Genomic DNA, 12,717 nt, shown 5'->3' on the forward strand with positions numbered 1-12,717 from the left:
TTTTTCCTACGGTATTCCCATGACTTTCGCCACTCTTGGCCTGATCGAACCCTTGCTGCGCGCCCTTGAGACGCTCGGCTACCAGACCCCGACCCCGGTGCAGACACAGGCCATTCCGGCGGTGCTGGCAGGTCGCGACCTGATGGCTGCGGCCCAGACCGGTACCGGCAAGACCGCCGGTTTCGCCGTGCCGCTGTTACAATTGCTGGCCATGGAAGGGCCGAAAGTCACCAGTAACTCGGTACGTGCACTGATCCTGGTGCCAACCCGCGAACTGGCCGAGCAGGTTCATGAAAGCGTGCGCCAGTATGCTGAGAACCTGCCGCTGAGCACCTACGCGGTGTACGGCGGTGTCAGCATCAACCCGCAAATGATGAAGCTGCGCAAAGGCGTCGACCTGCTGGTCGCCACGCCTGGTCGCCTGCTGGACCTGTTCCGCCAGAACGCGCTGAAGTTCAACCAGTTGCAAACCCTGGTGCTGGACGAAGCCGACCGCATGCTGGATCTGGGTTTCTCCGAAGAACTGGCGAACATTTACAAGGCGCTGCCTAAAAAGCGGCAGACGCTGCTGTTCTCCGCGACCTTCTCCGATGCAATTCGCGAGTTGGCCGGGAAAATGCTCAATGATCCGCTGAGCATCGAAGTCAGCCCGCGCAACGTTGCCGCCAATACGGTCAAGCAATGGGTGGTCACGGTCGACAAGAAGCGCAAGGCCGAGCTGTTCATTCACTTGCTGCGCAAGAATCGCTGGAAGCAGGTGCTGGTGTTTGCCAAGACCCGTAACGGCGTAGACGCGTTGGTGGAAAAACTCCAGGGCCTGAGCGTGAATGCCGACGGTATTCACGGCGACAAACCACAAGCCACCCGCCAGCGCGCACTGGACCGTTTCAAGGCCAGTGAAGTGCAGATTCTGGTCGCTACTGACGTCGCGGCCCGTGGTCTGGATATCGAAGACTTGCCGCTGGTGGTGAACTTCGACCTGCCGATCGTTGCCGAGGACTACATCCACCGTATCGGTCGCACCGGCCGTGCAGGCGCGACCGGTGAGGCGATTTCGCTGGTGTGTGCCGATGAAGTGAATCAGCTGTCGGCCATCGAGATGCTGACGCGAAAGACCTTGCCCCGTCATATGGAGCAGGACTTCGAACCGGAACACCGCGTGCCGGACACCGATGCCAGCGGCCAGGTGGTCAAGAAACCGAAAAAACCGAAGAAACCAAAAGTCTCCGGCGGCGGTAAACGCAACCTCGGCAAGTGGGTGGAAAGCGGTGATGCTTCGGCGCCGGAGCCTTCGATCAAGCCTGTGCGCAAAGTGCCGGTGTTCAATACTGGGCCGCGCAAGCGTAAGCCTTGATTAGACGCTGCGCCTGTTAAACCGTTTTCGTCGGAGCGCCGCCCGGAGCAGGCTCGCTCCCACATTGGAAATGCATTCCCCTGTGGGAGCGAGCCTGCTCGCGAAGGACGCGACCCGGTTTTCAAGCCTTGCGCTGCAACCACTCCACCATCCCCAACCCCGCCGCTCGCCCACTGGCGAAACATGCGGTCAGCAGATAGCCACCCGTTGGCGCTTCCCAATCGAGCATTTCCCCCGCGCAGAACACGCCAGGCAGTTGCTTGAGCATCAGGTTTTCATTCATTGCCTCGAACGTCACGCCACCGGCGCTGCTGATGGCTTCGTCCAATGGGCGGGTGTTGACCAGCGTCAGGGGCAAGGCCTTGATCGCGTTGGCCAGCAAAAGCGGGTCAGCGAAGCATTCGGCCGGCGTCAGTTCGCGTAGTAGTGCAGCCTTGACGCCGTCGAGGCCGAGTTGGCTGTGCAGGTGTTTGGCCATGGAGCGTGATCCACGGGGTTTGCTCAACGCTGTCTGAATTTTATCCACAGGCCTACCGGGCAGCAGGTCGAGGTGAAGGGTTGCCGAGCCGGTTTGATTGATGGTCTCGCGGATCGGCGCCGACAACGCGTAAATCAAACTGCCTTCGATGCCGGTGGCAGTGATTACGCATTCGCCGAGTCGCGGCACATCGTCGTTGAGGCCAATGGCGATATTTTTCAGCGGGGCCCCGGCGAATTTGCTGACCATCAGCTCGCTCCAGGCCTTTACCTCGAAACCGCAATTGCTCGGTTGCAGCGGCGCCAAGGCGACTCCGCGTTGTTCCAGCGGTAGCATCCAGGCGCCATCCGAACCCAAGCGGGACCAACTGCCGCCACCCAGCGCCAGTAACAGCGCATCGGCGCTGATCGCCTTCTCGCCCTCGGGGCTATCGATACGCAGGCTGCCATCGGCGTTCCAGCCCAGCCAGCGGTGGCGGGTGTGGATAACGACGCCGGCATCACGCAGGCGTTTGAGCCAGGCGCGCAGTAGCGGGGCGGCCTTCATGTCGGTCGGAAACACTCGGCCAGAGCTGCCGATAAATGTTTCGATACCCAAACCATGAATCCACTGGCACAAGGCGTCAGCGCCGAATTCGCGCAGTAACGGGGCGATGTGCGGGGCGCGCTCGGCATAGCGTGCCAGAAATGCCGGGTAGGCTTCGGAATGGGTAATGTTCATGCCGCCGACGCCGGCCAGCAGGAATTTGCGACCTACCGAGGGCATGCCGTCGTACAGATCGACCTTGACCCCTGCCTGGCTCAGCACTTCCGCGGCCATCAGGCCGGCAGGGCCGCCGCCGATGATGGCGACGTGGTGAGGGCGTTTGGCGGAGGGCTGGGTCATGGCGTGAGCTGCGGTTCGGCGGAATAGGGCGGGCATTCTATCAGCACAACTTTGAAATACGGTGCAGGACTGCGTCCGTAGCAGTTGCCGAGCCCGCGAGGCTGCGTTCGAGGACGAAGTCCTCGCAAATCCTGAGTATGCGGTTTACCTGAAAGAACGCGTTGTCTGATTCAACGACTGCTTCGCCCGAGCGCGGACCGAGCCGAACGCAGCCTCGCGGGCTCGGCAGCTGCTACAGGACGGTGTTTTACTGGTCAAAAAACACTCAGTCCTTTGCAGGCTGTATGCAGCATGGGCTGTAGGGCCTTTCACTCAGGTTATCCACAGGCCGTTCCACAGGCATTGTGGGTAAAGCATCCACATCTCAGTGACAACCTGATGACTGCCAGACCCGTTGTGCGCTGTGATGGAGGATGCCATGGCGTCGCGCCAGGGCCTGGCGGTCCTTGTTGTAGCCGCCGCCGATCACCCCGACCACCGGAATATCGCGCCCCAGGCAATGGCGCAGTACGCTTTCGTCACGGGCGGCGACGCCTTCATCGGTCAGTTTCAGGTAGCCCAGCGCGTCATCTTTATGCACATCGACACCGGCGTCATACAGCACCAGGTCGGGTTGATAGAGCGGCAGCAGGTAATTCAACGCGTCATCGACGACTTTCAGGTAATCCTCGTCGCCCATGCCCATGGGCAGCGGAATGTCCCAGTCGCTTTTGGCCTTGCGTGCGGGAAAGTTCTTTTCGCAGTGCAGGGAAACCGTCACCGCGTCCGGGGTATGTTCCAGTATGCGTGCAGTCCCATCGCCTTGGTGCACGTCGCAGTCGAAGATCAGCACCCGACCGACGCGACCGCTTTCCAGCAGGTAATGGCTGATCACCGCCAGGTCATTGAAGATGCAGAAACCTGCCGGGTGATCGTAATGGGCGTGATGCGTACCGCCGGCCAGATGGCAGGCCATGCCGTGTTTCAGCGCCTGCTCGGCGGCCAGCAATGAGCCGCCGACCGCGCGCACGGTGCGTCGGGCCAGTGCTTCGTTCCACGGCAGGCCGAGCCGCCGCTGGTCTTCGCGGGACAACTCGCCGCCCATGTAGCGTTCGATATATGCAGGGTCATGGGCGAGGGCGAGAATCTCGGTCGGGCAGATTTCCGGGCGTAGTAACTGGTGATCCTGGGTCAAACCACTGTCCACCAGGTGATCGCGCAGCAGTCGGAACTTGTCCATGGGAAAGCGATGTTCCGCCGGGAATTCGGGGCTGTAGTCTTCGTGGTAAATCAGCGGCAGCGACATGGCGATTTCATGGAGTGAATGAGTGAAGGATCCTACCAGCGATGTAGACTTGTTTGCAGGGGAACGGAGGGGGAACGATGGAGCCGATACTGCAACTCGAGAGCGCGCGGCTGCTGATGCGCCAATGGCGCGATGAGGATTTGCCGGCGTTTGCGGCGATGTGCGCCGACCCACAGGTCATGCGCTACTTTCCGGCGCCTTTGAGCCGTCTGGAAAGTGCGGCATTGATCGGGCGAATCCGTGGTCATTTCGCTGAACATGGTTTCGGTTTGTGGGCGCTGGAGCGCAAGGACACCGGTGCGTTTATCGGTTTTACCGGATTGGCGGTAGTCGGGTTCGAGGCTGCTTTCACCCCGGCGACCGAAATCGGCTGGCGTCTGGCCCGTGAGCATTGGGGGCTGGGTTACGCCAGTGAAGCGGCCTGGACGGCTCTGCGCTGCGGCTTTGACCGTTTGGCGCTGGACGAAGTCGTGGCGTTTACCACCGAGGCTAACCTGCCTTCGCAGAAAGTCATGCAAGCCATTGGCATGCATCACGACCCCGCAGCGGATTTCGAGCACCCCAAACTTGCGCCCGATCATCCGCTGCGCCGCCATGTGCTGTACCGCATTACCCGCGAGCAATGGTTGGAAACCTTGCATGGATAAGATAGCCGGGATGTTTACAATGGGCTCATGGTTGGCCCTGGCCACTATCTGAATCGACCGCCGCAGCCAAGACTGCGCGGCATTGCTCTGTGTGAGGAGAGTCTGAATGAGCCATGTGTTGGATGATCTGGTCGACTTGCTGACCCTGGAACCGATCGAAGAAAACCTGTTTCGCGGTCGCAGCCAGGACCTCGGTTTTCGTCAGCTGTTCGGCGGCCAGGTGTTGGGCCAGTCCCTTTCCGCGGCCAGCCAGACGGTCGAAGACGCGCGCCATGTGCATTCGATGCACGGTTATTTCCTGCGTCCGGGCGATGCGGGGATGCCGGTGGTCTATCAGGTGGATCGGGTGCGCGATGGCGGCAGCTTCAGCACTCGCCGCGTGACGGCGATCCAGAAGGGCAACCCGATCTTCACCTGCAGCGCATCGTTTCAATACGACGAAGAAGGCTTCGAACACCAGACCGCGATGCCGCAAGTGGTCGGCCCGGAAAACCTGCCGTCGGAGCTGGAAATCACCCAGCAACGCGCGCATCTGATTCCCGAGCACATGCGCGAAAAGCTGCTGTGCCCAAAGCCGATCGAAGTCCGTCCGGTGACGGAGAAAGACCCGTACAACCCGCAACCGGCCGACCCGATCAAGTACGTCTGGTTTCGCGCCGACGGTGCGTTGGCCGACTCGCCGGCGCTGCATAAATACCTGCTGGCCTATGCCTCTGATTTCGGTTTGCTGACCACCTCGATGTTGCCGCACGGCAAGTCGGTCTGGCAGAAAGACATGCAAGTCGCCAGCCTCGATCACGCCTTGTGGTTCCATGCCGACCTGCGCGCCGATGACTGGTTGCTGTACGCCATGGACAGCCCTTGGGCCGGCAATTCTCGCGGCTTCTCACGCGGCAGTGTGTTCAACCGCGCCGGCAAGCTGGTGGCATCGGTGACGCAGGAAGGGCTGATTCGTCATCGCAAGGATTGGGCATGAGTCTCTCCGAGGTGCGGCATTGGGTGTTCGACATGGACGGCACGCTGACTGTGGCCGTGCACGATTTTGTGGCGATTCGCCAGGCGCTGGCGATTCCCGCTGAACACGACATCCTCACCCATCTCGCGGCGCTGCCGGCTGATGAAGCCGCGGCGAAACACGCCTGGCTGCTGGAGCATGAGCGTGACTTGGCGCTGGGTTCCAAACCGGCACCCGGTGCGGTGGAACTGGTGCGTGAGCTGGCCGGGCGCGGTTATCGCCTCGGCATTCTCACGCGTAACGCACGCGAGCTGGCCCATGTCACGCTTGAGGCGATCGGCCTGTCTGACTGCTTTGCGGTGGAGGATGTGCTGGGTCGTGATGAAGCACCGCCCAAACCGCATCCGGGTGGCCTGCTGAAGCTGGCCAAGGCTTGGGACGTAGCGCCGAGCGAGTTGGTGATGGTCGGCGATTATCGCTTTGACCTGGATTGCGGGCGCGCGGCGGGGGCACGGACGGTGCTGGTAAATATGCCGGAGAATCCATGGCCGGAATTGGCCGACTGGCATGCGCAGGATTGTGTGGCGTTGCGGCAGATGTTGTCGCCTTGAGGGGATTGTTGTCTGGTTAACCGCTATCGCGAGCAGGCTCGCTCCCACATTTGATCTTCACGCGATCCCCTGTGGGAGCGAGCTTGCTCGCGATAGGGCCCTATCAGGCGACCTGCTTCCAGCTACTGAAACAACGCCTTCTGCCCCTCGGGCGAGGTGAACATCTTGTCCCCGTTATGCCCGACGCCGGGCACTTCGATCAGCCGCTGATTCAACCCTTCGGGATGGCGCTGCTGCAGGTAGTTAAAGTAGCGATGCCCACGAACCAGCCGAGACGCGCCCTGCGTCTCGGCAGCGCAGCTTCTGTCGAGTGCCGGATGATGCGGGTTGGTGTCTCGCTGACCGAGCAAATAGGTGATGTTGTGCTGTACGTAGCCTTGCTCCAGTTGCTGCGGCGTTTGCCCGTTGGCGTAGTCCGGCAGTTTCAGCAGCCCGTACTTCCAGTCGTTGAAACCGGGGCAACGCGTGGCATTGAACGGCACCGGTCGTTGGTCATCGAAATACGCATACGACGACGGGTTGGCGATCACGTAGCGCACGCTGACGCCCGCAGATTGCAGTGCCGGCTGATCGTGGCCGAGCAGTGCATACCGTTGCACCACTTGTGCGCCACCGGAATGGCCGGCGATGACGACTTCTTTCAGGGTTGGAAACTGCTGGCGATCGCTCAGGCGCTCCAGAATCTTGTCGAGCACCGCATAAGAACTCAGCGGATTCGCTCCGATGGACAGCTCGCCGGCCATCCAGTCATCACCGCGCCAATGCAGCAGGCTGTCGGGCAGTTGATGGCGTACGATGTCGCTTTCATTAAGAAACTGCGGCGCAATCACCAGGGTGGTTGAGCTTTGTCCGGCCTGCTCGGCGGCTCTTTCCGCGCTCTGGCGGTAGGTTTCGGCGTTGCGCAAGCGCCCGTGAATCACGATCAGTACACGCTGGATCTGCGGCGACGACTGGCTCACGCCAACCGGCAGCTCGGCGTCGCCCATGTTCAGGCGACCGGGGCTGATGACCTTGACCGCATGCTCGGCAGCCAGCAGGTTGGCGCTGCCGAATAACAGCGTGAATACCAGCAGCCAGCGCGTGCTCATTTAAAGGCTCTTCGTCGCGAAGGTGTCGCATTGACTGACCCGGCCCTGGGCGAAGCCGGTCTTGAACCAGCGAACCCGTTGCGCCGAGGTGCCATGGRTAAACGAATCCGGGACCACGCGGCCCTGCCCCTGTTGCTGCAAACGGTCGTCGCCGATGRCATTGGCGGCGTTCAGGGCTTCTTCGACGTCACCCGGCTCCAGCCAGTTCAGGCGTTTTTGCGCGTTGTTGGCCCAGACACCGGCCAGGCAGTCGGCCTGCAATTCCTGACGCACCAGCAGACCGCCGTCACCTTCCATGCGCGCACCTTTTTGACGTGCGGCCTGGATCTTGGCGGATACGCCGAGCAAGGTTTGCACGTGATGGCCGACTTCGTGAGCAATCACGTAAGCCTGGGCGAAATCGCCGGCGGCACCGAAGCGTTGAGACATTTCCTTGAAGAAACTCATGTCCAGATACACCCGTTGATCTGCCGGGCAGTAGAACGGACCGGTCGCCGAGGAGGCGCCACCGCAGCCGGAATTCACTCGGCCACTGAACAGCAGCAGCTTGGGCGCCGTGTATTGGCGAYCGGCTTGCTGGAAGATCTGGCCCCAGGTGTCTTCGGTGTCGCCGAGGATTCGCGCGACAAACTCGGCCTGTTGATCATTGGCTGGCGGCGCCTTGCGGGTTTGCACGGTTTGCGTGGTAGCCGGGGCTGACTGTTGGTTCATCTGTCCGGCCAACTGCCCGAGAATCTGCATCGGGTCTTGCCCCGTGATCCAGCCGATGCCGACGATCAGCACGATGGCCGTCAGGCTCAGTCCCTTGCCACCGCCAAAGCGCATCCCGCCGCCGTCACCACCACCGCCAGCATCCTCACCGCGTGCATCGACCACGTTGTCGCTGCGGCGGCCTTTTTTCCATAGCATGTGGGAATCCTCTGTTTACGCGTGGTGATGAGTGTCGCTGGTGGCTGGGATGGGCGCCAGGTTGATGGTCAGACTATGCCGAATAAAAGGCAGTATGGCATTCACTTGCAAAAACGATGGCGGCAGACGAGCTTCGGCGAACGTCTCAGGCATCACGCGGGCTGTTTGGTTCCCTCGCCGGTAGTCGTTGAGCGCGGCAGCGTGCTCTCCCGTTCGTACGCGGTTACGCCAGCGATATGTCGCGCGGCAATGTAGCCGAAGGTCAACGCCGGACCAAGATTGATCCCGCCGGCGGGGTAGTAGCCGCCCATGATGCTGGCCATATCGGTGCCCGCGGCGTAGAGCCCGTGGATGGCTTGCCCATCGCCGTCGAGTACTTGCGCGTGTTGATTGACCTTCAGCCCGGCGAATGTGCCGAAACAGCCTGGCTGAACCTTGACGGCGTAGAACGGACCTTTGTCGATTGGCGCGACGCAGGGGTTGGGTTGCTGGAGTGGATCGCCTTGCTTGCGGTTGTAAGGTGTGGAGCCACGACCGAACTGCGGGTCTTCACCTTTTCGCGCATGGTGGTTGTAGTGCGCCACGGTGGTTTCCAGCGCGCTGGCGTCGATGCCACAGGCCAGGGCCAGTTCTTCAATCGTGTTGCCGGTTTTCAAGTAGCCGCTGCGAATGAACGGTGTGACGGGTAACGGGAAGGGGCGGGAAATTCCCAGGCCGTAACGACGTTGAAAGTGATGGCTGCAAATCAGCCAGGAGGCGACGTCTTCATCGGCCGGGGCGGCGGCGACCATTGCCGTGACGTAATCGTAGTAGCCGTTGGCTTCGTTGACGAAGCGCTGGCCGTTGCGCAGCACGCCGATGATTCCCGGTTTGCCTCGCTCGATGATGTGCGGGAAGTGACCGAGGCTGCCGTCCTTGTAGGGCACCTGGGAAACCGGTGCCCAGGCCACCGGTGATTCGAGGTCGGTCTTTATCTGACCACCGACGCTTTCGCCCAGCCGCAGGCCGTCGCCCGAGGCACCGAGCGGCGGCAGCGCCAGATGCTCAACGCCAGTGGGCGTGCGTGGGAACAGGGTTTTGCGCCGTTCGATGTCGTTGGGAAAACCACCGGCCGCCAGCACCACGGCTTGGCGTGCGCGGATCTGGATAGCGCCTTTGGCGCTGTGGATAACCGCGCCGCTGACCYGGTTGCCGTCACGCAGCAGCTCGGTGACAGGCGCTGACTCCCAGAGCAGAACGCCGAGGTCTTCAGCCGATTTTGCCAAACGCGCCACCAGTGCCACGCCATTGACCAGTTGCATCGCGCGACCGTGTAGCGCGAGGTCGAGCAGGTGTCGGCTGAAACGCCGGGTCACGTGCCAGAACGCGGACAAAGAACGGGTCAGATTGAGAAACGCTGACAGGTCGGCGCCGGCCATGATCGGCATGCCCATGAACGAGGTTTCACGCATCGTTGTTCGCAGCCGCTTGAGCAACGTGCCGACCTTGCGTGCGTCGTAAGGCGCGGCGATCACCGAGCGTCCGCCGGTTCCGGCGCCCGGTGTGTCGCCGTGAATATCGGCGATGCCGTTGCCATCGGCAAATTGCAGCGAGGTGTGCTCCTCAAAGAACGCGACCATGCGCGGGCCGGCTTCGAGGAAAGCGTCGATCATCTCCGGTTGGTAGCGTTCGCCAAGTTCGTGTTTGAGGTAGGTGCGCGGCAGGTCGACGTCTTCAATGATACCGGCGCGCCGGGCCAGCGGATTGCACGGCACCCACGCCCAGCCACCGGACCAGGCCGTGGCGCCGCCGAACACCGGATCTTTTTCCACGACGATCACCTTGAGCCCGTGCCAGGCGGCGGTGACGGCGGCGGACAAACCCGCCGCACCGGAGCCGACAATCAGCACATCGCAGTCGACTGCAGGGGGATAAGTGGCTTTGGCAGGCATGCTGGCTGACTCCGGCGATCTTGTTATTTTGGAATTTAATTCCAAAAAATATACGGAGCCGGTTTGAAAACGACAAGACCGTCCCGGCGCAAAGCGCTATTTTCGGGCGGTTATCGAACACTGCAGTTCCACATTTCGCATTCACTCGGTTGTCTTCTAGAATCGGCCAAATTTCGTCWGGAATCCCACCATGGCCGGCAGTCAAATCGAACGTGTCTTCAGTGTTCTGGAAAGTCTTACCAGTGATCCGCGGGGCTTGCCGATGCAGGTGCTGGCCGAGCAACTGGGGATCCCTAAAAGTGCGACGCACCGCTTGCTCGCCGAGCTGATCCGTCTGGGTTACGTGCGGCAGAATCCGGACAACTTGCGTTATCACCTGTCGACCAAACTGGTTGCCATGGGCTTTCGTTACCTGTCGAGCAGCGGCGCGGATATCGTCCAGCCGGTGCTTGATCGGTTGGCCCAGGAAACCGGCGAGCTGGTGCGATTGGGCGTGATCGAGGGCGAGCGTCAGACCTGGATCGCCAAGTCTCAGGGCGCGCGTTCCGGTTTGCGTTATGACCCGGACATGGGCCGCGATGCGCCGTTGTTCTACACAGCGTCAGGGCACGCGTGGCTGGCGAGCCTCAGTGATGCCGAGGCCTTGTCACTGGTGGAACGGCAAGCGGCGGCTATGCCGCTGGAGCTGGGACCGAATGCACCACGCTCCAACATCGAACTGCTCGAGCGCCTGCGCCTGGCCCGCGAACACGGCTATGCCTGGGTTCAGGAGAGCTCGGCGGTCGGCACCTCGGCAATCGCCGCGGTGGTGCGCCATCCGGTGGATGGGCGGGTGGTCGGCGTGCTCAGTGTCGCCGGGCCGAGTGCGCGGTTGCCCGAGTCTCGACTGCATGAACTGGCGCCGTTGTTGCTGCAATTTGCCCGGGAGCTGTCGGCGGCGAGTCAGGCCTCGGAGCTGTTCAACTGATCGCCATATTCCCCCGGCGGAGCAAAGCTGTGCGCTGTTCGAACACTATTGGTGTTTCCTTGTGTGAGAAATTGGAATCGAGTTCTAAATTATTGGAATTCAATGTCCTGACAATAATCACAAGAGGATTGCACTGTGAGTTCGCCACTTCGCATTGCGCTGATCGGCGCCGGCAATATGGGCCAGCAGCATTACCAGCATCTCAAGACCCTGACTGAGGCAACCTTGTGCGCAGTGGCCGATCCTGGTCCGCAAGCTGCCGGGACCGCTGGCGCGCTGAGTATTCCGCAACTCAAGCGCTGGCATTACTTGGACGCGGACGCCGGTTGGCATCAACCGTTGCAGGCCGTTCAGGAAGGTYTCAACGCTGATGAAGCGCTGCGCCTGCAATTGCAGCATTTCGTGAAGGTGGCCCGAGGTGAGGCGAAGCCGCTGGTAAGTGTCGCTGACGCGGCCCGAACGCTGGCGCTGATCGAAGCCATCCGCGAGGCCGCTGCCAGCGGTCGTGCCTGTGTTCCGGCACGGATCGAGGAACGAACATGAGCGAGCGTATTCTCTCCCTGGCCAGCCTGACCGTTCTTGAATTGTCGCCGCCGGAGATCGTCGAGGTGGCGGCGCGTGCCGGGTATAGCCATGTCGGGCTGCGATTGGTCCCGGCCACCCCCGAGGAGCATCATTTCCCGCTGATGGCGGATGCACAGTTGTGGCAACAGACACGGGCGCGGCTGCGTGATACCGGCATTCAAGTGCTGGATATCGAAATTCTGCGACTGAAAGCCGAAACCCGGGTGGCGGATTTCGAGGCGGTCCTGGCGGCCGGCGCAGAGCTCGGTGCCAGTGAATTACTGGTAGCCGGTAATGATCCTGACGAGCAGCGGCTCACCGAGAATTTTGCCGCACTCTGCGATCTGGCGGCAGGTTACGGTTTGCACACTCATCTGGAGTTCATGCCCTGGACCGATGCGCGCAATCTTGAGCAGGCCGTGCGTATTGTTGAAAACGCTGATCACCAATACGGTGGCGTGTTGGTGGATGCGTTCCATTTCGACCGCTCGGCTTCGCGTCTGGAAGATCTGGCCAGGGTCGCCCCGTCACGCCTGCGTTATGCACAGCTGTGCGATGTGGCGGGACCGAGGCCAGCAGACATGCAGGAGATTTTGCGTCAGGCACGCAACGAGCGGCGTTTCCCTGGCGAAGGGGATTGCGACCTGCTTGGGTTATTGAGGTGTTTGCCGGTTAATCTGCCATTGAGCCTGGAGGTGCCGGCCGTGCAGTTACAACGGCAGGGCGTGAGTGCCTTGCAGCGGGCGCAGATGGCGTTGGACAAGACGCGTGCGTTGTTGGCGCTTGTTTGACCGGTGCTGCGCACCTTCGCGGGCAAGCCTTGCTCCTGCAGGTTTTCGCTGACCTGTAGGAGCAAGGCTTGCCCGCGATGCTTTTCAGGTCCTTCAACTTTCGGGATTTCCCATGACTGTATCGAGCACTCCGCTTTCCGGTATCAATCAACCCTTCAAAGGCATCCTGCTGATCGTTGTTGCGACCTTCCTGTTTTCCACTCACGACGCTTTGTCCAAATACCTGTCGGGTTTCTATCCGGTGATCATGGT

11 protein-coding genes and 2 pseudogenes are annotated in these 12,717 nt (G+C 61.3%); 8 read left to right on the top strand and 5 right to left on the bottom strand.

Annotation, left to right across the window (positions count from 1 at the left end; genetic code table 11):
- Positions 1-19 precede the first annotated feature (19 nt).
- A complete protein-coding gene (locus AC1DH9_RS06675; RefSeq protein WP_427542319.1) occupies positions 20-1,354 on the top strand; it encodes an RNA helicase RhlE1 in 1,335 nt (444 codons plus the stop codon).
- A 121-nt stretch (positions 1,355-1,475) separates the two neighbouring features.
- Here AC1DH9_RS06675 and AC1DH9_RS06680 read toward each other — a convergent pair whose 3' ends face one another.
- Together AC1DH9_RS06680 and AC1DH9_RS06685 are read right to left on the bottom strand one after the other, a co-directional pair.
- A complete protein-coding gene (locus AC1DH9_RS06680; RefSeq protein WP_427542316.1) occupies positions 1,476-2,717 on the bottom strand; it encodes a TIGR03862 family flavoprotein in 1,242 nt (413 codons plus the stop codon).
- A gap of 364 nt (positions 2,718-3,081) precedes the next feature.
- Complete coding sequence (locus tag AC1DH9_RS06685; RefSeq protein ID WP_427542313.1) at positions 3,082-4,002, bottom strand: histone deacetylase family protein; 921 nt, start codon at positions 4,000-4,002, stop codon at positions 3,082-3,084.
- Between the two features lie 77 nt (positions 4,003-4,079).
- Here AC1DH9_RS06685 and AC1DH9_RS06690 point away from each other — a divergent pair, with 77 nt between their 5' ends.
- The 3 genes from AC1DH9_RS06690 (at position 4,080) to AC1DH9_RS06700 (ending at position 6,215) form a co-directional block, all read left to right on the top strand.
- Positions 4,080-4,649 (top strand): GNAT family N-acetyltransferase, encoded by a 570-nt coding sequence (locus AC1DH9_RS06690; protein WP_427542310.1) that lies wholly within the window; start codon positions 4,080-4,082, stop codon positions 4,647-4,649.
- A 106-nt stretch (positions 4,650-4,755) separates the two neighbouring features.
- A complete protein-coding gene (gene tesB / locus AC1DH9_RS06695; protein ID WP_054594173.1) occupies positions 4,756-5,625 on the top strand; it encodes an acyl-CoA thioesterase II in 870 nt (289 codons plus the stop codon).
- Positions 5,622-6,215: an HAD family hydrolase gene (locus AC1DH9_RS06700; protein ID WP_427542307.1), complete on the top strand. Its 594-nt coding sequence runs from the start codon at positions 5,622-5,624 to the stop codon at positions 6,213-6,215. Before tesB ends, AC1DH9_RS06700 begins: the two co-directional genes overlap by 4 nt.
- A gap of 122 nt (positions 6,216-6,337) precedes the next feature.
- On the opposite strand, the gene AC1DH9_RS06705 is transcribed toward AC1DH9_RS06700, so the two are convergent.
- The 3 genes from AC1DH9_RS06705 to AC1DH9_RS06715 form a co-directional block, all read right to left on the bottom strand.
- Positions 6,338-7,303: an alpha/beta hydrolase gene (locus tag AC1DH9_RS06705; RefSeq protein WP_427542304.1), complete on the bottom strand. Its 966-nt coding sequence runs from the start codon at positions 7,301-7,303 to the stop codon at positions 6,338-6,340.
- Positions 7,304-8,212, bottom strand: a complete 909-nt coding sequence (gene ypfJ / locus AC1DH9_RS06710) for a KPN_02809 family neutral zinc metallopeptidase (protein ID WP_477807956.1) — start codon at positions 8,210-8,212, stop codon at positions 7,304-7,306. It abuts the gene before it with no gap.
- A 152-nt stretch (positions 8,213-8,364) separates the two neighbouring features.
- On the bottom strand, positions 8,365-10,143 hold the full coding sequence (locus AC1DH9_RS06715) for an FAD-dependent oxidoreductase (RefSeq protein ID WP_477807957.1): 1,779 nt from the start codon (positions 10,141-10,143) through the stop codon (positions 8,365-8,367).
- Positions 10,144-10,333: 190 nt separating this feature from the next.
- On the opposite strand from AC1DH9_RS06715, the gene AC1DH9_RS06720 reads away from it, so the two are divergent.
- The 4 genes and pseudogenes from AC1DH9_RS06720 to AC1DH9_RS06735 all read left to right on the top strand — a co-directional run.
- Positions 10,334-11,110, top strand: a complete 777-nt coding sequence (locus tag AC1DH9_RS06720) for an IclR family transcriptional regulator (protein WP_427542295.1) — start codon at positions 10,334-10,336, stop codon at positions 11,108-11,110.
- A gap of 258 nt (positions 11,111-11,368) precedes the next feature.
- Positions 11,369-11,653, top strand: a pseudogene (locus AC1DH9_RS06725) (gfo/Idh/MocA family oxidoreductase); the annotation flags it as partial.
- Positions 11,650-12,465: a sugar phosphate isomerase/epimerase family protein gene (locus tag AC1DH9_RS06730; protein ID WP_427542292.1), complete on the top strand. Its 816-nt coding sequence runs from the start codon at positions 11,650-11,652 to the stop codon at positions 12,463-12,465. The pseudogene AC1DH9_RS06725 and the gene AC1DH9_RS06730, both read left to right, overlap by 4 nt.
- A 112-nt stretch (positions 12,466-12,577) precedes the next feature.
- Positions 12,578-12,717: pseudogene (locus AC1DH9_RS06735) on the top strand (DMT family transporter); the annotation flags it as partial.

The organism is Pseudomonas sp. 05T35 (assembly GCF_056396605.1).